The sequence below is a fragment of the Streptomyces sp. NPDC001093 genome (assembly GCF_040298985.1).
Classification (GTDB): domain Bacteria; phylum Actinomycetota; class Actinomycetes; order Streptomycetales; family Streptomycetaceae; genus Streptomyces.
Genome location: NZ_JBEPBF010000040.1, coordinates 39980 through 61647, shown reverse-complemented (window position 1 = coordinate 61647; position 21668 = coordinate 39980). Strand labels below are relative to the sequence as shown.

Annotated in this window: 22 protein-coding genes; 14 read left to right on the top strand and 8 right to left on the bottom strand. The window is 71.8% G+C overall.

The window, feature by feature from the left end:
• Nucleotides 1-51: 51 nt before the first annotated feature.
• The 7 genes from ABT288_RS21360 (at nucleotide 52) to ABT288_RS21330 (ending at nucleotide 6550) form a co-directional block, all read left to right on the top strand.
• Nucleotides 52-849 carry a metallophosphoesterase family protein gene (locus ABT288_RS21360; RefSeq protein WP_351609992.1) on the top strand — a complete coding sequence of 266 codons (798 nt, stop codon included), beginning with the start codon at nucleotides 52-54 and terminating at the stop codon, nucleotides 847-849.
• 132 nt (nucleotides 850-981) lie between these two features.
• Nucleotides 982-1422, top strand: a complete 441-nt coding sequence (locus ABT288_RS21355; protein ID WP_351609989.1) for an SRPBCC family protein — start codon at nucleotides 982-984, stop codon at nucleotides 1420-1422.
• A gap of 78 nt (nucleotides 1423-1500) precedes the next feature.
• Nucleotides 1501-2676: an ArsA family ATPase gene (locus ABT288_RS21350; RefSeq protein ID WP_351609987.1), complete on the top strand. Its 1176-nt coding sequence runs from the start codon at nucleotides 1501-1503 to the stop codon at nucleotides 2674-2676.
• A 60-nt stretch (nucleotides 2677-2736) separates the two neighbouring features.
• Nucleotides 2737-3237 (top strand): DUF5304 domain-containing protein, encoded by a 501-nt coding sequence (locus ABT288_RS21345; protein WP_351609984.1) that lies wholly within the window; start codon nucleotides 2737-2739, stop codon nucleotides 3235-3237.
• Nucleotides 3238-3304: 67 nt separating this feature from the next.
• Entirely contained in the window at nucleotides 3305-4258 is a 954-nt protein-coding gene (locus ABT288_RS21340) for an ROK family glucokinase (RefSeq protein ID WP_351609981.1), read from the top strand.
• Nucleotides 4259-4327: 69 nt separating this feature from the next.
• Nucleotides 4328-5083 carry an endonuclease/exonuclease/phosphatase family protein gene (locus ABT288_RS21335; RefSeq protein WP_351609978.1) on the top strand — a complete coding sequence of 252 codons (756 nt, stop codon included), beginning with the start codon at nucleotides 4328-4330 and terminating at the stop codon, nucleotides 5081-5083.
• Nucleotides 5084-5185: 102 nt separating this feature from the next.
• Nucleotides 5186-6550, top strand: a complete 1365-nt coding sequence (locus tag ABT288_RS21330; RefSeq protein ID WP_351609975.1) for a serine hydrolase domain-containing protein — start codon at nucleotides 5186-5188, stop codon at nucleotides 6548-6550.
• A gap of 40 nt (nucleotides 6551-6590) precedes the next feature.
• Here ABT288_RS21330 and ABT288_RS21325 read toward each other — a convergent pair whose 3' ends face one another.
• The 3 genes from ABT288_RS21325 to ABT288_RS21315 are packed head-to-tail and all read right to left on the bottom strand — an operon-like array spanning nucleotide 6591 to nucleotide 8648.
• Nucleotides 6591-7283 (bottom strand): TetR/AcrR family transcriptional regulator, encoded by a 693-nt coding sequence (locus tag ABT288_RS21325; protein ID WP_351609973.1) that lies wholly within the window; start codon nucleotides 7281-7283, stop codon nucleotides 6591-6593.
• Between the two features lie 38 nt (nucleotides 7284-7321).
• Nucleotides 7322-7876 (bottom strand): hypothetical protein, encoded by a 555-nt coding sequence (locus tag ABT288_RS21320; RefSeq protein ID WP_351609970.1) that lies wholly within the window; start codon nucleotides 7874-7876, stop codon nucleotides 7322-7324.
• Nucleotides 7869-8648 carry an alpha/beta hydrolase gene (locus tag ABT288_RS21315; protein ID WP_351609967.1) on the bottom strand — a complete coding sequence of 260 codons (780 nt, stop codon included), beginning with the start codon at nucleotides 8646-8648 and terminating at the stop codon, nucleotides 7869-7871. The genes ABT288_RS21320 and ABT288_RS21315 overlap by 8 nt, the downstream gene beginning before the upstream one ends.
• Nucleotides 8649-8824: 176 nt before the next feature.
• Here ABT288_RS21315 and ABT288_RS21310 point away from each other — a divergent pair, with 176 nt between their 5' ends.
• The 4 genes from ABT288_RS21310 to ABT288_RS21295 all read left to right on the top strand — a co-directional run bounded on the left by ABT288_RS21310 (nucleotide 8825) and on the right by ABT288_RS21295 (nucleotide 12636).
• Nucleotides 8825-9562, top strand: coding sequence for a lysophospholipid acyltransferase family protein (locus ABT288_RS21310; RefSeq protein WP_351610016.1), 738 nt, complete (start codon nucleotides 8825-8827; stop codon nucleotides 9560-9562).
• A 26-nt stretch (nucleotides 9563-9588) separates the two neighbouring features.
• Nucleotides 9589-10794 (top strand): MacS family sensor histidine kinase, encoded by a 1206-nt coding sequence (macS, locus tag ABT288_RS21305; protein WP_351609965.1) that lies wholly within the window; start codon nucleotides 9589-9591, stop codon nucleotides 10792-10794.
• Nucleotides 10791-11468 carry a response regulator gene (locus tag ABT288_RS21300; protein WP_351609962.1) on the top strand — a complete coding sequence of 226 codons (678 nt, stop codon included), beginning with the start codon at nucleotides 10791-10793 and terminating at the stop codon, nucleotides 11466-11468. Before macS ends, ABT288_RS21300 begins: the two co-directional genes overlap by 4 nt.
• 139 nt (nucleotides 11469-11607) lie before the next feature.
• Entirely contained in the window at nucleotides 11608-12636 is a 1029-nt protein-coding gene (locus ABT288_RS21295) for a 6-phosphofructokinase (RefSeq protein WP_351609959.1), read from the top strand.
• 16 nt (nucleotides 12637-12652) lie between these two features.
• Here ABT288_RS21295 and ABT288_RS21290 read toward each other — a convergent pair whose 3' ends face one another.
• Entirely contained in the window at nucleotides 12653-14509 is a 1857-nt protein-coding gene (locus tag ABT288_RS21290) for an anthranilate synthase family protein (RefSeq protein WP_351609956.1), read from the bottom strand.
• Between the two features lie 93 nt (nucleotides 14510-14602).
• On the bottom strand, nucleotides 14603-14659 hold the full coding sequence (locus ABT288_RS21285; RefSeq protein ID WP_115913573.1) for a trp operon leader peptide: 57 nt from the start codon (nucleotides 14657-14659) through the stop codon (nucleotides 14603-14605).
• A gap of 107 nt (nucleotides 14660-14766) precedes the next feature.
• On the opposite strand from ABT288_RS21285, the gene ABT288_RS21280 reads away from it, so the two are divergent.
• On the top strand, nucleotides 14767-16119 hold the full coding sequence (locus tag ABT288_RS21280) for a class II 3-deoxy-7-phosphoheptulonate synthase (RefSeq protein ID WP_351609953.1): 1353 nt from the start codon (nucleotides 14767-14769) through the stop codon (nucleotides 16117-16119).
• A gap of 164 nt (nucleotides 16120-16283) precedes the next feature.
• Nucleotides 16284-16553 (top strand): (2Fe-2S)-binding protein, encoded by a 270-nt coding sequence (locus ABT288_RS21275; protein ID WP_351609950.1) that lies wholly within the window; start codon nucleotides 16284-16286, stop codon nucleotides 16551-16553.
• Here ABT288_RS21275 and bfr read toward each other — a convergent pair.
• A complete protein-coding gene (bfr, locus tag ABT288_RS21270) occupies nucleotides 16550-17029 on the bottom strand; it encodes a bacterioferritin (protein WP_351609948.1) in 480 nt (159 codons plus the stop codon). The two genes, ABT288_RS21275 and bfr, sit on opposite strands and share 4 nt — an antisense overlap.
• 185 nt (nucleotides 17030-17214) lie before the next feature.
• On the opposite strand from bfr, the gene ABT288_RS21265 reads away from it, so the two are divergent.
• Nucleotides 17215-17847, top strand: coding sequence for a sulfite oxidase-like oxidoreductase (locus tag ABT288_RS21265; RefSeq protein ID WP_351609945.1), 633 nt, complete (start codon nucleotides 17215-17217; stop codon nucleotides 17845-17847).
• Nucleotides 17848-17862: 15 nt separating this feature from the next.
• Here ABT288_RS21265 and ABT288_RS21260 read toward each other — a convergent pair whose 3' ends face one another.
• Nucleotides 17863-18762 (bottom strand): deoxyribonuclease IV, encoded by a 900-nt coding sequence (locus ABT288_RS21260; RefSeq protein WP_351609942.1) that lies wholly within the window; start codon nucleotides 18760-18762, stop codon nucleotides 17863-17865.
• Nucleotides 18763-18999: 237 nt separating this feature from the next.
• The gene (gene pknB / locus ABT288_RS21255) at nucleotides 19000-20916 is read right to left on the bottom strand and encodes a Stk1 family PASTA domain-containing Ser/Thr kinase (RefSeq protein ID WP_351609939.1); all 1917 of its coding nucleotides are present in this window, start codon (nucleotides 20914-20916) and stop codon (nucleotides 19000-19002) included.
• Nucleotides 20917-21668 lie beyond the last annotated feature (752 nt).

Genomic DNA, 21668 nt, shown 5'->3' with positions numbered 1-21668 from the left:
GGCGGGACCGACACTGTTCACGCAGACCGCACACGCCTACCCTTGATCACCATGGCACCCACACCCTCCGGCGACCGAAGGACCCGCGTCCACGTGGTCAGCGACGTGCACGGCAACGCCCGGGACCTGGCCCGGGCCGGGGAGGGCGCCGACGCCCTGATCTGCCTGGGCGACCTCGTGCTCTTCCTCGACTACGCCGACCACTCGCGCGGCATCTTCCCGGACCTGTTCGGCAAGGAGAACGCCGACCGCATCGTCGAGCTGCGCACCGCCCGGCGCTTCGAGGAGGCCCGGGAGTTCGGCGCCCGGCTGTGGGGCGGCATCGGCACCGACCGGGCCGCGGCCATCGAGAAGGCGGTGCGCAAGCAGTACGCCGAGCTGTTCGCCGCGTTCCCGACCCCGACGTACGCCACCTACGGCAATGTCGACATGCCGCCGCTGTGGAAGGAGTACGCCCATCCCGGCACCACCGTGCTGGACGGCCAGCGGGTGGAGATCGGCGGCTGGACCTTCGGGTTCGTCGGCGGTGGGTTGCGCACCCCCATGCGGACGCCGTACGAGATCGGTGACGAGGAGTACGCGGCGAAGATCGAGGCGGTCGGCGAGGTCGACGTGCTGTGCACGCACATCCCGCCGGAGGTGCCCGAACTGGTCTACGACACCGTCGCGCGCCGCTTCGAACGGGGCAGCCGCGCCCTGCTGGCCGCCATCCGCCGCACGAAGCCTCGTTATGCGCTCTTCGGCCATGTCCACCAGCCGCTCGCGCGCCGTATGCGGATCGGCGCGACCGAGTGCGTGAACGTGGGCCACTTCGCCGGTACGGGAAGGCCCTGGGCGCTGGAATGGTGATCCGCCGGCGATCGGCCGGCGATGTGCGGGACAGGGGTGAAGGCGGCCGGTCGGTGGCGCGGTAGCCTTCACGCTGCACACACGTGCGCACGACGACCTCTGTACCGGCCCGCATCTGGAGGAGCCACGGCGATGGCGGAACACACCAGCTCGAGCATCACGATCGAGGCGGCACCGGCCGACGTCATGGGGGTGATCGCCGACTTCGCCCGCTACCCGGACTGGACGGGCGAGGTGAAGGAGGCGGAGGTCCTCAAGACCGACGACCAGGGCCGCGCCGAGCAGGTCCGGCTCGTCATGGACGCCGGCGCCATCAAGGACGACCAGACCCTCGCCTACACCTGGACCGGCGAGAACGAGGTCTCCTGGACCCTGGTCAAGTCCCAGATGCTCCGCTCCCTCGACGGCTCCTACATCCTCAAGCCGACGGGCCCCGCCGCGACGGAGGTCACCTACCTCCTCACGGTGGACGTCAAGATCCCCATGCTCGGCATGATCAAGCGCAAGGCGGAGAAGGTCATCATCGACCGCGCCCTGGCAGGCCTGAAGAAGAGGGTCGAGTCCGACCAGTAACCTACGCCCGTCCGGTGCCGTCGCTTCCGGGCACCGGCCAACACCCCGTGCCCCCGGCCTCCGTTACCGTTCAGCCTCATGCGCACCATCCTGATCACGGGCCCGGGCGGCAGCGGTCGTACCACTGTCGCTGCCGCCACCGCACAGCGCGCCGCAGGCGAAGGCGTCCGCACGCTTCTCCTGAGTGCCGACCGCACCGACACCCTCGGCGCCGCGCTGGGCTCCGCGACGGGACCGGTGCCGGAGGAAGCCGCGGCGAACCTCACCGCCTGGCGGCCCGATGCCGTCGACCGCTTCCGGCAGGACCTCACCGCCTTCCAGAACCGCGCGGCCACCGTCCTCGACCTGCTCGGCGCCGCCCGGCTGGACGCCGAGGAGGTCACCCCGCTGCCCGGTGCCGAGGAGCTGTCCTTCCTGCGGGCCGTCCGGGACGCGGCGCTGTCCGAGCGCTATGACCTGCTCGTCGTGGACCTGCCGCCCCTCCAGCAGGCCCTCGCCCTGCTCGGCCTCCCCGAGGAGCTGCGCCGTTATCTGCGCCGCCTCCTCCCGCCCGAGCGGCAGGCGGCCCGTGCCCTGCGCCCGGTCCTCGGCCGGCTGGCCGGCGTGCCGATGCCGTCCGACTGGCTGTACGAGACGGCCGCCCGCTGGGACCTCGAACTCGCCGCCGTCGAGGCCGTCCTCACCGACCGGAACACCGCCGTACGCCTGGTCGCCGAACCCGGCCCGGCCGGCGCCGACGCCGTACGCACCGCCGGCCTCGCCCTCGCCCTGCGCGGCCTGCGCACCGAGGCCCTGATCGCCAACCGCACCCTGCCCGAGACCGACCCGGACAGCCTGCTCGCCGGACTCCTCGCCCAGCAGCGCAAGGCACTCGCCGACTGGCAGGAGCAGCCGTACGACGTCCACCCCGTCCCGCACCTCGGCCACGACCCGCGCGGCGCCGACGACCTCGCCGCCCTCGCCGTACCCCCCGTCAACCCGGCATCCGCCCCGGTCGAGTGGCCCGTCACCGACCGCAGGAGCGACGACGGCGTCCTGGTCTGGCACATCCCGCTGCCCGGCGCGATACGGGACGAGCTGGACCTGATCCGGCGCGGCGACGAGCTCGTGATCACCGTGGGCCCGTTCCGGCGGATCGTCCCGCTGCCCTCCGCCCTGCGCCGCTGCACCGTCGCCGGGGCCGGCCTGCGCGAGGGCGAGCTGCGCGTCCGTTTCGCCCCGGATCCCGACCTGTGGCCCGCCACCGGACGGTGATGATCCGGGTACGCCCGTTCGGGTAACGTCGTAAAGGCGAACCGTAGTCAGGAGTCCGCCATGAGCGAAGAGCGTCCCGCATCCGACTCGCATGAGGGATATGAGGAACAGCGGCGGGCGACCGACGCCGACGCCTGGGCCACGGCCTGCGCCGAGGACCTCGCCGCCGAGAAGGCCCGCCGCAGTGCCGAGTACGGCCCGCAGCCGGGCTCGGCCGCGGAGGAGCTGAAGAAGCTCGTGGAAACGGTGGCCGACAAGCTCTCCGGCCTCCCGTCACCGCTCCTCGGCGGCCTCGCCGGACCCGCCGCCCAGCAGATGGTGCGCCAGGTCGTCCAGCAGGCCAAGGCCGCCGTCGAGCCCGTCATAGACCGCAACCCCGACGTCTTCGACCACCTGGCCGCGGCCGGCAGCGAACTGCTCGCCGCCTACCGTTCCGCCGTCCAGGCCCAGGAGCGCCGCTGGACCGCCCGCACGGCCGACGACCTCACCCGCGAGGCGCCCGACGACCGGCGCGACGGGGGCGAGGGCACCGGTCCGGGGGAGCGGATCGACCTGGACTGAAGCGCTTTCCCGGCAGGGCCTCGGGTACGGTTGGCCGTAGCGGGGCTCGACCGAAACTGAGGGATTCATGGGACTCACCATCGGCGTCGACATCGGCGGCACCAAGATCGCGGCCGGCGTGGTCGACGAGGAAGGCAACATCCTCTCGACCTTCAAGGTGCCGACCCCCACCACGCCCGAGGCCATCGTGGACGCCATCGCCTCGGCGGTGGAGGGTGCGCGCGCCGGGCACGAGATCGTCGGCGTGGGCATCGGTGCGGCCGGTTACGTCAACCGGCAGCGCTCGACGGTGTACTTCGCGCCGAACATCGACTGGCGCCAGGAGCCGCTGAAGGAGAAGGTCGAGGCCCGCGTGGGCCTCCCGGTCGTGGTCGAGAACGACGCCAACGCCGCCGCCTGGGGCGAGTACAAATTCGGCGCCGGCAAGGGCCACCGCAACGTCATCTGCATCACGCTCGGCACCGGTCTCGGCGGCGGCATCATCATCGGCAACAAGCTGCGCCGCGGCCACTTCGGCGTGGCCGCGGAGTTCGGCCACATCCGGATGGTCCCGGACGGCCTGCTGTGCGGCTGCGGTTCGCAGGGCTGCTGGGAGCAGTACGCCTCCGGCCGCGCGCTCGTCAGATACGCCAAGCAGCGCGCCAACGCCACCCCGGAGAACGCCGAGATCCTGCTCGGCCTCGGCGACGGCACCCCCGAGGGCATCGAGGGCAAGCACATCTCCATGGCCGCCCGCCAGGGCGACCCGGTGGCCGTCGACTCCTACCGCGAGCTGGCCCGCTGGGCCGGTGCGGGCCTGGCCGACCTGGCCTCCCTCTTCGACCCGTCCGCGTTCATCGTCGGCGGCGGCCTCTCCGAGGAGGGCGAACTGGTCCTCGACCCGATCCGCAAGTCCTACAAGCGCTGGCTGGTCGGCGGCAACTGGCGCCCGGTGGCCGACGTGATCGCCGCCCAGCTCGGCAACAAGGCGGGCCTCGTCGGCGCGGCGGACCTGGCCCGGGAGCCCGACCCGATCATGTAGTGGGGTCCTACGACAGTGCCCGCCGCGTCCGGTCCCGGGACGGGCGGGCATCGTCGTATGTTGATCGGCATGGCGACCAGCACGCTGCTTCCCAACTCCCGTACCGAATCCGACGGTTCCGCCGTCCTCCGCGTCCTGAGCTACAACATCCGCTCGATGCGCGACGACACCGACGCCCTCGCCAGGATCATCACCGCATGCGCCCCCGACCTGGTCCTGATCCAGGAAGCCCCGCGCTTCTTCCGCTGGCGCAAGAAGCTCGCCCGCCTCGCCGCGGCCTCCGGCCAGGTCATCCTCACCGGCGGAGCCACCGCGGCCGGCCCGGCGATCCTCTGCTCGCTGCGCGCCACCGTGGAGCGCACCGAGGACGTGCTGCTGCCGCTCACCCCCGGGCTCCACCGGCGCGGCTTCGCCACGGCCGTGGTCCGTATCGGCGGGGCCAGGCTGGGCGTGCTGAGCTGCCATCTGAGTCTGCAGAAGGACGAACGCCGCGAGCAGGCCGCGCTGCTCCTGGACCGCCTCTCCGGTCTGGGCGCGGACCACGCCATCGCAGGCGGCGACCTCAACGAAGGCCCCGACGGCCCCGCCTTCCGCCTGCTCTCCGCGAGCCTGAAGGACTGCCGGGCCGTGGCCCCCTGGGGCGGCGCGGACACCTGGCCGCACAGCGAGCCCCCGCAGCGCATCGACGCCGTCTTCGCGACCAAGGGCATCGAGGTGCTCGGCTGCGGCGTGCCCCTCGGCCAGCCGGGCGTCACACGGGCCGACCTGATCGCCGCCACGGACCATCTCCCGGTCCTCGCCGCCCTGCGCGTACCGGTGGCGTGAGCTCCGCTTGAACGAAGTACAGGAAAGGCTTGCGGGCCCTGCGCGGGACGCCTACAGTCGCACCTGTACTTAGTTCAAGTACCCGCCAGGAGGGGGAACCTGATGTCCGGTGAGCGTGAGTCGCTGGCCGCGTTCGTGGAGACCGCGGCGAAGGAGTTCGGGGTGCCGGGGGCCGCCGTGGCCGTACTGACCGGTGGCGAGGAGATCCATGTCGGCCACGGCGTGACGAACGTGGAGCACCCCCTGCCGATCGACGAACACACGCTCTTCCACCTGGCCTCGGTCAGCAAGACCTTCACGGCGACCGCGCTGATGCGCCTGGTCGGGCAGGGCAGGGTGGACCTCGGCGCGCCGGTCCGCCGGTACGTTCCCGAGCTGCGCCTCGCCGACGAGGAGACCGCCGCCCGGATCACCCTGCTGAACCTGCTCAACCACACGGCGGGCCTGGACTGGAACCTGGTCGGCACTGACGAGGGCGACGGCTCGCTCGCCGCGTTCGTCGGACAACTGGACCGGCTGCCGCTGATCGGCCCGCCCGGCGCCCGGGCCTCCTACAGCCAGGCCGGATACAACCTGCTCGGCCGGGTCGTGGAGAACGTGACCGGTCTGCCGTTCGAGCAGGCGCTGGCCGAACTGGTCCTTCAGCCGCTGGGCCTGTCCGACACCGTCTTCGACCTGGACGACGTCGTGGTCCGCCGCTTCGCCGTCGGCCACAACCGCGCCGAGGACGGCTCCCTCACCCTCGCCCGCCCCTGGAAGTCGCGGCGGGCCGGACTGCGCGGCAACAACCCCGGCGGCGGTGTCGTCTCCTCGGCGAGCGATCTGCTGCGCTGGGCGCGGTTCCAACTCGGCGACGGAGAAGGGCTGTTGACCGCCGGGATGCTGGGCCGCATGAAGGAACCCACCGTCGAACTGCGGGGCAGCACGCTCGGCGACGCCTTCGGCATCGGCTGGTTCCTGCGCGACGTGGAGGGCGTGCGCACGGTCGGCCACGGGGGTTCGGGCAACGGGCAGTTCGCCGAGCTGCTGCTGGTGCCGGAGCGCGACTTCGCCGTCGTCTCCCTCGCCAACTCCGGCCCGGACGGCCACCAGTTCAACCAGGCGGTGCTGAAGCGGGCGCTGGAGCTGTTCCTCGATGTGGTCGAACGGGAACCCGAGCCGCTGCCGTACGACGAGGAGCGGGCGCGGGAGGTCGCCGGGCGGTACGAGATCGACGCCATGAATCTCGACATCGCGGCGGAGGACGGCCGGCTCACCCTGGCCGTCGGCATCAAGCCGGAGATCCGCGCGGCGTCGGACGCGGAGATGCCGCCGGACCATCCGGCGGCGGCGATCGGCTTCCTGCCGGGGGACGAGTACATCGTTGTGGAGGGTGGCCTGAAGGGGCAGCGGGGCTGTTTCTCCCGCGCGGAGGACGGCAGGGTGACGGGCGTCGACCTGGCCGGGCGCCTTTTCAGCCGGGCCTGACACCCGTGGGCACTCTTCAGCGAGCAGCGCCCCTGGTCGTTCAGGCAGTACCGGGCACAGTGTCCGCCCCGCCCGGCCGCAGCCCGTCGAGCAGTGCCCGCAACCCCGCCGCGTAGCTGCCGTCGGGCGCGGCCCCGTACTCCGCGGCCGCCGCCGTCCCCAGCCGCTCCCGCAACCGCGGAAACGGCTCCGCCGCCTCCGCCGCCTTGGCCAGGGTCTCCGAGACCATCCCCTCGGCATCCGCCCCGGCCCGCCGCAGCCTCCGCGTGAGGGAGGCGGCGGCGGAGGCGCCGAGCGCGTTGCCCAGGACGTACGTCACCACCGCACCGGCGGCCCGGTCCGCCTCCTCCGGCGTGAACCCCGCGGTCTCGAAGACGCCGAGGAGACGGTCGTCGTAACGGGCCTTGCCGGTGCCGTAGAGGACATGGGAGCCGATCGCCTGCACCAGCCACGGATGCCGTACGAGCATCGCGTGCAGCCGGTCGGCCATCGTCGTGGCCGTGCCCCGCCAGTCGTCCGCGTCGAGCGCCGGCAGTTCGACCTCGTGCCACACCCGGTCCGCGGCGAGCAGCAGGAGGTCGTCCTTGTTCTTCACATGCCAGTAGACGGCGGTCGCCGCGGCCCCCAGCCGCTTGCCCAGGCCGCGCATGTTGAGGCCTTCGAGGCCCTCGTCGTCCAGCAGCCGCACGGCGGTCCGGACGATCTGTTCCTGGGTGAGCGTGTCGCGCGGCATGGGCTCACCCTAGGAGCCCCGCAGCACTTGTACAAAGTTCAGACCACCGCGCCCCGCCCCGGTCCGTCGTCCTCCTCGTCGTCCGTGCGCATCCGCATCACCAGCGTGGCGAAACCGCCGAGGAAGCCGCCGATGCCGAGGGTCGTCAGCCACCAGGTCATGTCCCAGCCGAGCAGCACGGCCAGCAGCAGCAGGATCGGCCCGCCGACGACGCCCAGCCAGGCGAACTTCGCGGTGGCGTCGGCCTCCGGCAGCGGCGGCGGCTCCGGGGGGACGAAATGGCCCTCGTCGTCCTCGTCGAAGTCGTCCTCGGAGGGCTCGGGCGGGTTGTGGTCGCGCGGGCCGACCCCGGGCGCGAAGGAGACCGAGCTGCCCAGCGGCCGGACCGGCGCCTTGTCGGTGTCGCTCTCGGCGCCCTTCTCCGGCTCGGGCAGCGCGAGGTCCTCCACCGGCTTGAAGGGCCTGGCGCCCGGCGGGTCGGCCGGCTCCTCGCCGTACCCCTCGACGATGGCCCGCCAGGCGGCGTCCTCGTCGAAGGGCACCTTCTGCTCGTCCGGCTCGCGGCCCTCGCGGTCGGACTCGTGCTCAGCCACCTGTGGCCGTCCCTTCCTTGCCGAGACTGGGTGCGAGCCGGCCCATGAAGGCGAGGCTCTCCTCGAAGATCCGGTCCGCATCCTGGTCCAACGTCGCCACGTGGTAGCTGTGTTCCAGCACGATCTCCGTCACGTCCGTGGACGACACCCGGCTCAGCACCCGGGCCGAGTCGGCCGCCGGAACGACATGGTCCTGGGCGCTGCGCAGCAGCAGCAAGGGCTGGGTGACCTGGGGCAGCTCGCCGTCCAGCCGGCGCAGGAACACCCGCAGCGAGTGCGCCGCGTGCAGCGGCACCCGGTCGTAGCCCAGCTCGGCCGCGCCCTCCTTGGCGATGTCGCTGGCGATGCCCTTCGTCGTCCGCACGAGATGCCGGGCCACCGGAAGGGCGTACGCCGACAGGCCGTGCACCTTGTTCGCCGGGTTGACGACCACCGCGCCCGCGACCCGCTCGCCGTGCCGGGCCGCCAGTGCGAGCGCCAGCGCGCCGCCCATCGACAGGCCCGCGACGAACACCTGCGAGCAGCGCTCGGCGAGGAGGCGCAGCTCGCGGTCCACCTCCGCGTACCAGTCCTGCCAGCCGGTGACCTGCATGTCCTCCCAGCGGGTGCCATGGCCGGGCAGCAGGGGGAGCGACACGGTCAGGCCGTGCGCCGCGTGGTGCTCCGCCCAGGGGCGCAGCGACTGGGGCGAGCCGGTGAAACCGTGGCAGAGGAGGACCCCCACCTCCCCGCCCTCGTGGCGGTACGGCTCGGCTCCGGGGAGGACCGGCACCTTCGACGCTCCTGTTCCTGAAGAGGGCCCCCACCGGTGACCGGTGGCGGCGTGAGGGAAACGTGCGGATGTGCTTCACCGTACGCGACCGCACTGACACCGACCAGGGTCGTCGGGGCCTTTGGCGGTCCTGAAGGGTTAAGGTCTGTTCGACGGAAACGGGAGGCAAGCGGGTGTTGTACGGCACGATGAAGGTCGCCATCGGGGGGCCGCTGAAGGTCGCCTTCAGACCTTGGGTGGAGGGCCTGGAGAACATACCGACTTCAGGTCCCGCCATCCTGGCGAGTAATCACCTGTCCTTCTCGGACTCGTTCTTCCTGCCCGCGGTCCTGGACCGCAAGGTCACCTTCATCGCGAAGGCCGAGTACTTCACCACCCCCGGGGTCAAGGGCCGGCTGACCGCGGCCTTCTTCAAGGGTGTCGGACAGCTCCCGGTGGACCGCTCCGGGGCGCGCGGCGCCGGCGAGGCCGCGATCAAGAGCGGCATAGAGGTGCTGGAGCGCGGCGAGCTGTTCGGCATCTACCCCGAGGGCACCCGCTCGCCGGACGGTCGGCTCTACCGGGGCAAGCCCGGCGGCCTCGCGCGCGTGGCGCTCGCCACCGGCGCTCCGGTCATCCCGGTGGCGATGATCGACACCGAGAAGATCCAGCCGCCCGGCAAGGTGGTGCCGAAGCTGATGCGGCCCGGCATCCGCATCGGCAAGCCGCTGGACTTCAGCCGCTACCACGGCATGGAGCACGACCGTTTCGTGCTGCGCGCCCTGACCGACGAGGTCATGTACGAGATCATGAAGCTGTCCGGCCAGGAGTACGTCGACATGTACGCGACGGCGGCCAAGCGGCAGATCGCGGAGGCGGCGAAGGCGGCCAAGGAGGCCGAGAAGAAGGAAGCCGACAAGAAGGCGGAGGCCTGAGGGAGGGGCCGGGGGACGGGGGGGACATGGCCAGGCGCGAGCGCGTGATGAGGATGTCGGTCGAGCTGCCGCTGTGGCGCGCGCTCGCCGGCTACCGCGTCCTGACCATGCTGTACGCGATCGGTCTGGGAGCCACCAGGCACGGCCTCTACACGCGCCCCTGGGTCGCCGTCGGCTACTTCGCCGTCCTGTTCGTCTGGACCCTCGCCACCCTGCCGAGGGTGCGCAACGCGGCGAGCTGCACCAAGCGCTTCCTGGCCGTCGACCTGACCGTCGCCCTCACCGGCGTCCTGGTCACCCCCCTCGCCGACAGCCATCAGCGGATCGCGGGCGGCCCCACGCTGCCGTCGATATGGACCGGCGGTGCGGTGCTGGCCTTCGCGATCAAGGGCGGCTGGCGCTGGGCCGCCGCGGCCTCCACGCCGGTCGCGCTGGCCAACCTGGTCGAACGCGGCCATCCCGCCCGGGACACCGTGCACAGCCTGATCCTCGTCTGGGTGGCCTCGATCGCCGTCGGCTACGTCGTGGAGGTCGCCCGCGCCTCCGAGCGCACCCTCGCCCGCGCCCTGGAGATCGAGGCCGCGACCCGGGAACGGGAGCGGCTGGCCCGGGACATCCATGACAGCGTGCTCCAGGTGCTGGCGATGGTGCAGCGGCGCGGCGCGGTCATCGGCGGCGAGGCGGCGGAGCTGGGGCGGCTCGCCGGGGAGCAGGAGGTGGCGCTGCGCACGCTGGTCTCCGGGGGTCTGCTGCCGGTCTCCCGGGTGTCGGAGGACGCCTCCGCGGGAGCCGTCGTACGCGTGGTGGAGGAGCCCGACGACGACGGACCGGTCGACCTGCGCATCCTGCTGGCGCCCTACGCGGGGGCCCGGGTCAGCCTGGCCGAGCCCGGCGCGCCGGTCGAGCTGCCCCGGCCGGCCGCGCGGGAGCTGGCCGCCGCGGTGGGCGCCGCCCTGGACAACGTGCGCGAGCACGCGGGCGAGCGGGCCCGGGCCTGGATCCTGGTCGAGGACGAGCCGGACGAGGTCCTCGTGACCGTCCGGGACGACGGCCCCGGCATCCCCGAGGGCCGGCTCGCCCAGGCCCAGGGGGAGGGGCGGCTCGGTGTGGCCCAGTCGATCCGGGGACGGCTGCGCGACCTGGGCGGCAGCGCCGAACTGGTCTCCGTCCCCGGGCAGGGCACGGAAGTGGAACTGAAGGTACCGAAGAACGCGAAGGCGGGGCGTCGATGAGCGAGCAGCAGGACCCGATCAAGGTCATGGTGGTGGACGACCACCCCATGTGGCGCGACGCGGTCGCCCGGGACCTGACCGAGTCCGGCTTCCACGTGGTCGCCACCGCCGGCGACGGCGAGCAGGCGGTCCGCCGCGCCAAGGCCGCCGTCCCCCACGTCCTCGTGCTGGACCTCAACCTGCCCGCCAAGCCCGGCGTCCAGGTGTGCAAGGAACTCGTCGCCCACAACCCGGCGTTGCGCGTCCTCGTCCTCTCGGCGAGCGGTGAGCACGCGGACGTGCTGGAGGCGGTGAAGTCCGGCGCGACCGGCTATCTGCTGAAGTCGGCCTCCACCGAGGAGTTGCTGGACGCGGTGCGCCGTACCGCCGTCGGCGACCCGGTGTTCACGCCCGGCCTCGCCGGACTGGTCCTCGGCGAGTACCGGCGCCTGGCCGCCGAGCCCGCCCCGGCCCCGGAGGCCGACGAGCCCGGCGCGCCCCGGCTGACGGACCGGGAGACGGAGGTGCTGCGGCTGGTCGCCAAGGGCCTGAGCTACAAGCAGATCGCCGAACGCCTCGTCATCTCCCACCGCACGGTCCAGAACCATGTGCAGAACACCCTCGGCAAGCTGCAGTTGCACAACAGGGTCGAGCTGGTGCGGTACGCCATAGAGCGCGGACTGGACGACGAGTAGGGCCCGTCGACGAGCCGGGCCCGCTGCGGAGCCGTACACGCCGTACACGCCGGAATCACCCGTCCCGCCTCTCCCGATGTGACGCGAATCACCATTAGCGTGACTCTCTGTCAGGGAACCGCGGTGAAGGGACTTTTCCATGCGGGTGGGAGTACTGACCGGAGGCGGCGACTGCCCCGGGCTCAACGCCGTCATCCGGGGCATCGTCCGCAAGGGCGTGCAGGAGTACGGCTATGACTTCATCGGCTTCCGGGACGGCTGGCGAGGTCCCCTCGAGGGCGACACCGTCCGTCTCGACATCCCCGCGGTGCGCGGCATCCTGCCCCGCGGCGGCACCATTCTCGGCTCCTCGCGCACCAACCCCCTCAAGGCGGAGAACGGCGTCCGCCGGATCAAGGACAACCTCGCCAAACTGGACGTACAGGCCCTCATCGCGATCGGCGGCGAGGACACCCTGGGCGTCGCCGCACGGCTGTCCGACGAGTACGGGGTGCCGTGCGTCGGGGTGCCCAAGACGATCGACAACGATCTGTCGGCCACCGACTACACCTTCGGCTTCGACACCGCCGTCAACATCGCCACCGAGGCCATCGACCGGCTGCACACCACCGCCGAGTCCCATATGCGGGTCCTGGTCGTGGAGGTGATGGGCCGGCACGCGGGCTGGATCGCCCTGCACTCCGGCCTGGCCGGCGGCGCCAACGTCATCCTCATCCCCGAGCAGCGATTCGACGTCGAGCAGGTCTGCGCCTGGGTGACCTCCCGCTTCCGGGCGTCGTACGCGCCCATCGTGGTCGTCGCCGAGGGCGCCATGCCGAAGGACGGCGACATGGTGCTCAAGGACGGCTCGCTGGACTCCTTCGGGCATGTCCGGCTCTCCGGGGTCGGCGAGTGGCTGGCCAAGGAGATCGAGAGCCGCACCGGCAAGGAGGCCCGGACCACGGTCCTCGGCCATGTCCAGCGCGGCGGCACGCCCAGTGCCTTCGACCGCTGGCTCGCCACCCGCTTCGGCCTGCACGCCATCGACTGCGTCCACGACGGCGACTTCGGCACGATGGTCGCCCTGCGCGCCACCGACATCGTCCGGGTCCCGATCTCGGAGGCCACCGCCAAGCTGAAGACGGTGAACCCGAAGCTGTACGAAGAGGTCGGGGTGTTCTTCGGCTGACGGTGGCCCCGGACGGCTACACGGTCGTGCGGCGCAGCTGACCCATCAGCTCCCGTACGACCGTGGCCCCGTTCAGGCTCAGCACCGATTCCGGGTGGAACTGCACCCCGGCGAAGCCCGGACCTCGTACGGCATGCACCTCCCCGTTCTCCGCCCGGCTCACCTCCACCCCGTGTGCGGCCAGCTCCCGTGCCGCCTCCTCGTCGCAGTGGGCCACGAAGCTGTTGTAGAAGCCGACGGTCTCCGCCCGCCCGAACAGGTCGATCGTGGTCTGCGCGCCCTGGTACGGCACCTTCTTCCGCACGATCGCAAGGCCCAGTTCCGCCGCGATCAGCTCGTGCCCCAGGCATACTCCGAGCACGCCGTGCCGGTGCTCCCGGATCACCCGGGCGGCCAGCTTTCGCAGGAACCGCATCTTCGGGTCGGCGAGGTCGGAGGGGTCACCGGGCCCGGGCCCGAGGACGACCGGCCCCTCATGGGCGAGCACCGCCTCCCGCAGCTCCGGCTCGTCGTACCGCCGGACGGTGACGTCCAGCCCGTTCGACCGCAGCACGTGCGCGAGCATCGCCGTGAAGGTGTCCTCGGCGTCCACCACCAGGGCGTGCCCCTCCACAGCCGCGGAACGCTCCTGCATCCGCAGCCAGAACGGCGCGAGCGCGGCCCGCCGCCCGTCCAGCGCCGCCCGCACCCGCGGGTCGTCGGCCAGCCGGGGCCGGTCCTGCTCCTCACGCGGCCGGGACGGCCGTACCCCGAGGGCCGCCAGCACGCCCGCCGCCTTCGCGTGCGTCTCCGCGACCTCGCCCGCCGGGTCCGAGCCGCGCACCAGCGTCGCCCCGACCGGGACCCGTAGCCGCCCCTGGGCGGAGATGTCGGCGGTGCGGATCAGGATGGGGGAGTCCAGGGTCTGCGCGCCCCCGGAATCCCGGCCGAGCAGCGCCAGCGCGCCCGCGTAGTAGCCGCGCCCACCGGCCTCGTGCCGCTCGATCACCCGGCACGCGTTCTGCACCGGCGACCCGGTCACCGTCGCCGCGAACATGGTCTCCCGCAGCACGTCCCGCACATCCAGGGAGGACTTCCCGCGCAGCTCGTACTCGGTGTGCGCGAGGTGCGCCATCTCCTTCAGCCGCGGCCCGACGACCACCCCGCCCATGTCGCCGACGGTGCACATCATCTTCAGTTCCTCGTCGACCACCATCGACAGCTCCTCGATCTCCTTGCCGTCGGCGAGGAAGGACAGGAGATGCTCCGGGGTCGGGCCCTCGGCGGGATAGCGGTAGGTCCCGCTGATCGGGTTCATGACGACCGTGCCGCCGGACATCCGGACGTGCACCTCGGGGCTGGCGCCGACCAGCGTGCGGTCCCCGGTGTGCACGACGAACGTCCAGTACGCGCCCCGCTCGCCCTCCAGCAGCCGCCGGAACAGGGCGAGCGCGTCGGCGCGGCCGAACCCCGGGATCTCGCCCTCGTACGTGCGCCGGATCACGAAGTTCGCGCCCTCGCCCCGGCCGATCTCCTCCGCGAGCACCCGCCCGACGATCTCGCCGTACTCCGCGTCGCCGACGTCGAAGCCGCCGCCCTCGACGCGCACCTCGCGCGCCGGGAGCTGCGCCAGCGCCACGTCGAGCGGGAGCTCGTACGACTCCTCGGGGGTGAGGACCAGCAGCGGGGTGCCGTCGTCGCGGACGTCGAAGCCGCGCTCGCGGATCTGCCGGAACGGGACCAGTGCCAGCCCCTCGTCGGGCAGGTCGGCGAGCCGGTCGCGGCGGATCACCGGGCCGAGCAGGATCTCCACCGTGTGCTCGTCGCGGCCCGGGGTGCGGCGGCGGAGCAGGGCGAAGGGGCGGTCGTCGTGCAGGAGCTGTGCCAGGTCCATGGGTCCTCTTCCGTCGATGTCGGTGAGGAACGACCCCGGACACGCCGAAGGCCGCCCCTCGGGCGGCCTTCGCGAAGTCTTGCGTACGCGCAGTCAGTGGGCCGCCGGATGAGCGGTCCACCACCAGTTCTGGATCGAAAGCGCGAACATGGCGCAAACCCTACCGCAGCCGTCCCCCGGTCCACAGGACAACCCTCGCGTCTCACTCTTCGAGCCAGAAGATGGGGCATGCGATGCAACCCCGTAATGTTTACGAGGTGACCGTGAACGCTAAGACCAGCCCGAGCGCTGGCAACACCTGGCGAAACCTGCCCGCGGCGCAGCAGCCCGAGTACCCCGACCCCGAGGCTCTGCGCGCAGTGATCGCGGACCTCGAGTCGTATCCGCCGCTCGTCTTCGCGGGCGAGTGCGACCAGCTGCGCGCCCGGATGGCGGCCGTCGCCAAGGGAGAGGCGTTCCTCCTCCAGGGCGGCGACTGCGCCGAGGCCTTCGACGCGGTGTCCGCCGACCACATCCGCAACAAGCTGAAGACGCTGCTCCAGATGGGTGCCGTCCTCACCTACGCGGCCGCCGTGCCCGTGGTGAAGGTCGGCCGCATCGCCGGGCAGTACTCCAAGCCCCGCTCCAAGCCGACCGAGACCCGCGACGGCGTGACGCTCCCGGTGTACCGGGGCGACTCCGTCAACGGCTTCGAGTTCACCGAGGCGTCCCGCATCCCGGACCCCGAGCGGCTGAAGCGCATGTACCACGCCTCGGCGTCCACGCTGAACCTGGTGCGCGCCTTCACCACCGGTGGTTACGCGGACCTGCGCCAGGTGCACGCCTGGAACCAGGACTTCGTGAAGACCTCGCCGTCCGGCCAGCGCTACGAGCAGCTCGCGCGCGAGATCGACAACGCGCTGAACTTCATGCGGGCCTGCGGCACGGACCCGGAGGAGTTCAAGACCGTCGAGCTGTACTCCTCGCACGAGGCGCTGCTGCTGGACTACGAGTCCGCCCTGACCCGGGTCGACTCGCGCACCGGCAAGCTGTACGACGTCTCCGCGCACATGGTGTGGATCGGTGAGCGCACCCGGCAGCTGGACCACGCGCACATCGAGTTCGCCTCGCAGATCCGCAACCCGATCGGCATCAAGCTCGGCCCGACGACGACGGCCGAGGAGGCGCTGCAGTACATCGACCGCCTCGACCCCGAGCGGGAGCCGGGCCGGCTGACCTTCGTCGTCCGGATGGGCGCCGACAAGATCCGCGACAAGCTTCCCGAGCTGGTGGAGAAGGTCACGGCGTCCGGCGCGACGGTGGCCTGGGTGACCGACCCGATGCACGGCAACACCTTCGAGGCGGCCTCCGGGCACAAGACCCGCCGCTTCGACGACGTGCTCGACGAGGTCAAGGGCTTCTTCGAGGTCCACAAGGCGCTCGGCACCCACCCGGGCGGCATCCACGTGGAGCTGACCGGCGACGACGTCACCGAGTGCGTGGGCGGCGGCGACGAGATCTTCGTCGACGACCTGCACCAGCGCTACGAGACGGCCTGCGACCCGCGGCTGAACCGCAGCCAGTCGCTGGACCTGGCGTTCCTGGTCGCGGAGATGTACCGGGACCAGTAGGACCGTGGAGCCGTAGGGCCTGTGGGCGATCTGGGGCGCGGATCACAACCGATCCGCGCCCTTCCCTACTTTTGCGGGCCCGGCGCGGCGGGTAAGGTTAGGTTTGCCTCACCGATCAAGGGGATGGCAGTCAAGAGAGCGATCCCGTCGGGAGGTGAATCCGCGTGTACGTCTGCAGCTGCTTCGGCATCACCGAGGCCCAGGTCAAGCAGCACGCGGAGGACGGTGCCTGCACCCCCCGCCAGATAGCCTCCGCCTGCAAGGCGGGCACGGACTGCGGCTCCTGTGTCCGTCGGATCCAGGCCCTCCTCGGCCGGGGCGCCTGCCCGCGGCGTGAGCTGGCCGACCAGGGCAGGCCGGTCCTCTCCGCGCTCCCGGAAGCCGATCTTCCGGAAGTCGAGCTCCCGGAGACCGGGCTCCCGGAAGCCGCCTAGCTCTCCGGCTGCTCGATGACCTGTGCGATGTAGAGCGCCTCGCCCAGCTTCTCCACCAGCTCCAGCTGGGTGTCGAGGTAGTCGATGTGGTGCTCCTCGTCGGCGAGGATGTCCTCGAAGATGTTGGCGGACGTGATGTCGCCCTTCTCGCGCATCACCTTGATCCCCCGGCGCAGCCGGTCGATCGCCTCGACCTCGATCTGCCGGTCGGCCTCGAACATCTCCTTCACGGTCTGCCCGACGCGCACATGGAACAGCCGCTGGTAGTTCGGCAGCCCCTCCAGGAACAGGATCCGGTCGGTGAGCACCTCCGCGTGCTTCATCTCGTCGAACGACTCGTGCCGTGTGTACTTGGCGAGCTTGTACCACCCGAAGTTCTCCTGCATCTTCGCGTGCAGGAAGTACTGGTTGATCGCCGTCAGCTCGCCGGTGAGCTGCTCGTTGAGGAACTCGATGACCTCGGGGTCGCCCTGCATCGCAGAGGCTCCTTCCGCACGGGAAACACGGGGGTGTGCGGCCGCATGATTGCACCGGTGACGAAGATCGTCCAGTAAGTGCGCACTTAGTAAGTAAGTGCTTGCTTGATGTGAATTGTCCGGTCCGTGGACGCGTGGTCGACTCATGGTCAAGGGCACTGCCCGAGGTCTGTCAGGATGGATACATGGGTCATCCGGTGGAGCGAGAGTCTGGAGCAACGGCAGGGTCCGAGCTTCCGCCGGGTCAGCGTCTCCAGCGCGGCTGGCCGGTCACGCACTACGGCCCCGTCCCGAAGTTCCGCCCCGAGCGCTGGGAGTTCCGGGTCTTCGGCGCCACCGCCGACGGTGACAAGCACCTCTGGAACCACGAGGAGTTCACGGCCCTGCCGTACACCACCGTGGTGGCCGATCTGCACTGTGTGACCAAGTTCAGCATGGTCGGCGCGGAGTGGGGCGGCATCCCCGCCCGCACCATCCTCGACCTGGCCCCGCCGGCGCCGGACGTCACCCATGTGATGGTCTGGGCCGAGTACGGCTTCAGCTCCAACCTCCGTCTGTCGGACTTCGCCTCCGACCGCACGATCTTCGCGACCCACAAGGACGGCGAACTCCTCACCGCCGAGCACGGCTTCCCGGTCCGCCTGATCGTGCCCCACCTGTACGCCTGGAAGGGCCCGAAGTGGGTCCGCGGCGTCGAGTACATGACCGCCGACCGCCGCGGCTTCTGGGAGGAACGCGGCTACCACAACATCGGCGACCCGTGGAAGGAACAGCGGTACTCCTACCAGGAGGAGCCGGGGCAGGGGCCGGAGCTGTGAACCGGCCGGGTGCCGTCAGCCGTCCCTGAGCTTCTTCAGCCGCTCGACGTCCGCCGCGTGCCCCGCCTTGCCCCCGGGCGTCTCGATGATCAACGGTACGCCCTCGGTCGCGGGGTGGGTCATCAGGGCCCGGAACGGGTCCTCGCCGATGTGGCCGGCGCCGATGTTCTCGTGCCGGTCCTTGTGGGCGCCGACCACGTCCTTGGAGTCGTTGGCGTGGATCAGCTTCAGGCGGCCCTCGCCGACGGTGTCCACGAGCAGGTCCAGGGTCTGGTGCATGCCGCTCGGGCCGGTCAGGTCGTGGCCGGCCGCGAAGATGTGGCAGGTGTCGAGGCAGACCCCGAGCTTCGGGTGCGCGTCCAGCGCCTCGAAGTACGGACCGAAGTCCCAGGTGCGGGAACACAGGGAGGCACCCTGCCCGGCCGTCGACTCCAGCAGCAGAAACGGGTCGTCGTCGTGCGTCAGCTCGTCCAGCAGCGGCAGCAGGTGCGCGCGCACCTGCTTCAGCGCCACCTCACGGGCCCGCCCGCCGGTTGCGCTCCCGGTGTGCACGACCACACCCAGCGCACCGATCTCCCGCCCCCGCCGCAGGGAGTGCCGCAGCGACTCCACCGACCGCTCCACGGTCGCCTCGGTGTGCGAGCCGAAGTTGATCAGGTAAGGGGCATGGACGTACGCCGGGATCGACTCCTCCGCGCAGGCGGCGCGAAAGGCCTCGTCCTGCCGGGGATTCCCGGCAGGCGTGGCCCAGCCCCGCGGATTGGCCACGAAGACCTGCACGGTCTCCGCCCGCAGCTCACGGGCGTACGACAGCCCCACGGAGTGCAGGCCGCCGGCCACGGGGACATGGCCGCCGACGGGGTTGCGCGCGGGGGCGGCCGGGAGCGAGAGCGAAGACGAAGATGGTGAGGTCATGGCTCACCCAGCATGCCAGGACGTGCGGGGACGCCCCCGGTCAGGGTACGACCGCGGGACGCGGGGGTGACATGAGTGATCCCCATGGCCCGGCAGGCCCGGTCCCGGCCCCCGCCGCCCTTGCCGGCCCTGCGGCCCGTGCCGGGCGCGCCGTTCGGCCGGACCGGCGCCGAGCGAAGCCCTCCGGGCCCGGCCATGAGGCGGTCCGTCCACGCCCCGTGCCTGCCCTGGTCACCGTCACCGGATGGTGATCGTGATGGTCGACCCCTTGGGCGCCTTGTCGCCGCCCTGCACCGACTGCTTCTTCACGGTGTCGCCGAACAGCCCGAGCAGGCCGCGGTCCTCCTCCACCTTGAACCCGGCGCCCTCCAGCGCCTTGTGGGCGTCGTCGACGCTGTCGCCGACCACGTCCGGCACGTCGACCATCTCCGGGCCCTTGGACAGCGTCAGCGTCACCGTGTCGCCCGCGGCGGCCTGGCTGCCGTTGCCCGGGGTCTGCTGGGCCACCTTGCCCTTGTCGTACTCGGAGTTGACCTGCTGGGCCGCGATCTTCACCTTCAGGCCGGCGTCCGTGAGCTGCTGCCTGGCGTCGGACAGATCGTCACCGGTGACGTCCGGCACGTCGACGGGGCGGCCCTTGCTGACGGTCAGCGCGATCGCCGACCCGGCGTGCCGCTTGGTGCCGGCCTGCGGCGTGGTGGCGATCACCGAACCCTGGGCGACGTCCTCGCTGAACTGCTGGGTGACCATGCCCGGTTCCAGTCCGTCCGCCTTCAGCCGGGCCCGCGCCTCGGCCAGGGGGCGGCCCGTGACATCCGGCACGTTCACCGTCTCCGGGCCCAGCGACACGGTCAGCGTCACCGAGTCGTGGTCGCGGATCCGGGCGCCGGGCGCGGGGTCGGTGCCGATGACCGTGCCCCGCTGGACGGTGTCGTTGTACTCGCGCTTGACCTGCCCGACCTCGAGACCGGCCGACTCCAGCCGGTCCCGGGCCTGTGCCTCGGTCTTCGACAGCAGCGGCGGAACCTTCGTGAACTGGCCCGAGTTGATGTACCAGACCCCGGCGCCCACGCCGAACACCACCAGCACGGCGGCGACGATCGTCAGCACCAGCCGCCTCGACCGCCGGGGCGGCACAGGCGGCGCCTGCAGCCGGGTGGTGTGCCGGGCGGCACCCCCGGCCGGCTCCTCCTCGTTGACGGGCAGCGGCCGCGGCACCGTCAGCGAGCGCGGTATCACGCTCGTACGGTCGCCGGCGTTGTCGTGCTCCGCGGCGACCGCCTGCGGCGGCACCGCGTCCAGCTGCTCGTCGCTCAGCCCCTGGCGTGCCTCGCGCGCCCGGGCGAGCAGTGCCACGGCGTCGTACGGCCGGAGGTCCGGGGTGCGCGCGGTCGCCGAGGCGACCAGCTCGTCCAGCTCGTACGGCAGCCCCGGCACCAGCGCCGAGGGCGGCGGCACGTCCTCGTGGATGTGCTTGTAGAGGACCTGGGCGGGGGAGTCCCCGGAGTGCGGCTTGCCGCCGGTCAGCATCTCGTAGAGGACGACACCGCACGCGTAGACGTCGACACGCGGATCGGCGGTGCCCTGCTCTATCTGCTCGGGCGCGAGATACGACACGGTCCCGAGCACGGTGCCGGTCGTGCTGGTCTGGGTGTCCACGGACCGCACGAGCCCGAAGTCGGCGACCTTGACCCGCCCGTCGTCGCCTATCAGCACGTTCTCGGGCTTCATGTCCCGGTGCACGAACCCGGCCCGGTGCGCGGCGCCGAGCGCGGCGAGGACGGGTTCGAGGATGTCGAGGGCCGCGCGGGGCTGCAGCGCCCCACGCTCGCGCAGCACGTCCCGCAGAGTGCATCCGGCGACGTACTCCATCGCCAGGTACACGTACGACCCGTCGGTCCCCTGGTCGAAGACCTGCACCACGTTCGGGTGCGCCAGCCGGGCGACGGACTTCGCCTCCCGGATGAAGCGCTCCACGAAGGATCCGTCGGCCGCGAGTGTCGGGTGCATCACCTTCAGCGCGAGCACACGGTCCAGACGGGTGTCCAGGGCTCGGTAGACCGTGGCCATCCCGCCGACCGCGATCCGCGCGTCGACGCGATAACGGCCGTCGAGCACCTGCCCGACGAGGGGGTCCTGAAGGGTCGTATCCACGCAGGGGAGTCTACGAGGACGCACCGACACTTCCCCCGCCGAGACCGCTTTCCCCCAGCCACTGAAGCCGACCTGTGACGCGACACACGAACCCGGCCCAACCTCTACGAGCCACCCACCCCGCGCCGACCGCCGCCGGCGCCGCCCGCCGTCCGGGAGTTCGGCCGGCGCCGCCCGCCGTCCGGGAGTTCGGCTGGTGGCGCCCATCGTCCGGGAGGTCGGCTGGTGGCGCCCGCCGTCCGGGAGTTCGGCTGGTGGCGCCCATCGTCCGGGAGTTCGGCTGGTGGCGCCCGCCGTCCGGGAGTTCGGCTGGTGGCGCCCATCGTCCGGGAGTTCGGCTGGTGGCGCCCATCGTCCGGGAGGTCGGCTGGTGGCGCCCGCCGTCCCGGAGTTCGGCTGGCGCCGCTCGCCGCGCGTCCCGGCTCGGCTGGTGCCGCCTGGCGTTCGGGCTGCGGGCTGGTGCCGCCCACTGCCCAGGCTGCTCGCTGCCGCCCCCCAATCACCTGTGCAGTTCGCGGCCCCTAGGGCCCGTGCCGCCTGCCCGCGCCCCTGCGACTCGCGGCCGCCGACGGCTCAGGCGATCCGCGGCCGCCGCTGCAGCGCCTGCGGCCCGCGCCGTCCGCCCGCGCCCACACGGCCCGCGGCCGCCGACGGGCAAGGCGTTCCACTGCCGCCCGCCCCCGCGACCCGCGGCCGCCGGCGGTGACGGTGCCCCACGGGAAGGTCCAGCCCTCCGGTGGGCGGTCACGGGT

What these genes read in the sequence shown, in the direction of transcription:
- ABT288_RS21260 (WP_351609942.1), bottom strand. Translation starts at nt 18,762, where the DNA reads ATGACCTCACCATCTTCGTCTTCGCTCTCGCTCCCGGCCGCCCCCGCG.
- ABT288_RS21340 (WP_351609981.1), top strand. Translation starts at nt 3,305, where the DNA reads ATGGGACTCACCATCGGCGTCGACATCGGCGGCACCAAGATCGCGGCC.
- ABT288_RS21290 (WP_351609956.1), bottom strand. Translation starts at nt 14,509, where the DNA reads ATGGACCTGGCACAGCTCCTGCACGACGACCGCCCCTTCGCCCTGCTC.
- ABT288_RS21355 (WP_351609989.1), top strand. Translation starts at nt 982, where the DNA reads ATGGCGGAACACACCAGCTCGAGCATCACGATCGAGGCGGCACCGGCC.
- bfr (WP_351609948.1), bottom strand. Translation starts at nt 17,029, where the DNA reads ATGCAGGGCGACCCCGAGGTCATCGAGTTCCTCAACGAGCAGCTCACC.
- ABT288_RS21325 (WP_351609973.1), bottom strand. Translation starts at nt 7,283, where the DNA reads ATGCCGCGCGACACGCTCACCCAGGAACAGATCGTCCGGACCGCCGTG.
- ABT288_RS21265 (WP_351609945.1), top strand. Translation starts at nt 17,215, where the DNA reads ATGGGTCATCCGGTGGAGCGAGAGTCTGGAGCAACGGCAGGGTCCGAG.
- ABT288_RS21330 (WP_351609975.1), top strand. Translation starts at nt 5,186, where the DNA reads ATGTCCGGTGAGCGTGAGTCGCTGGCCGCGTTCGTGGAGACCGCGGCG.
- ABT288_RS21350 (WP_351609987.1), top strand. Translation starts at nt 1,501, where the DNA reads ATGCGCACCATCCTGATCACGGGCCCGGGCGGCAGCGGTCGTACCACT.
- ABT288_RS21295 (WP_351609959.1), top strand. Translation starts at nt 11,608, where the DNA reads ATGCGGGTGGGAGTACTGACCGGAGGCGGCGACTGCCCCGGGCTCAAC.
- macS (WP_351609965.1), top strand. Translation starts at nt 9,589, where the DNA reads ATGGCCAGGCGCGAGCGCGTGATGAGGATGTCGGTCGAGCTGCCGCTG.
- ABT288_RS21345 (WP_351609984.1), top strand. Translation starts at nt 2,737, where the DNA reads ATGAGCGAAGAGCGTCCCGCATCCGACTCGCATGAGGGATATGAGGAA.
- ABT288_RS21300 (WP_351609962.1), top strand. Translation starts at nt 10,791, where the DNA reads ATGAGCGAGCAGCAGGACCCGATCAAGGTCATGGTGGTGGACGACCAC.
- ABT288_RS21360 (WP_351609992.1), top strand. Translation starts at nt 52, where the DNA reads ATGGCACCCACACCCTCCGGCGACCGAAGGACCCGCGTCCACGTGGTC.
- ABT288_RS21335 (WP_351609978.1), top strand. Translation starts at nt 4,328, where the DNA reads ATGGCGACCAGCACGCTGCTTCCCAACTCCCGTACCGAATCCGACGGT.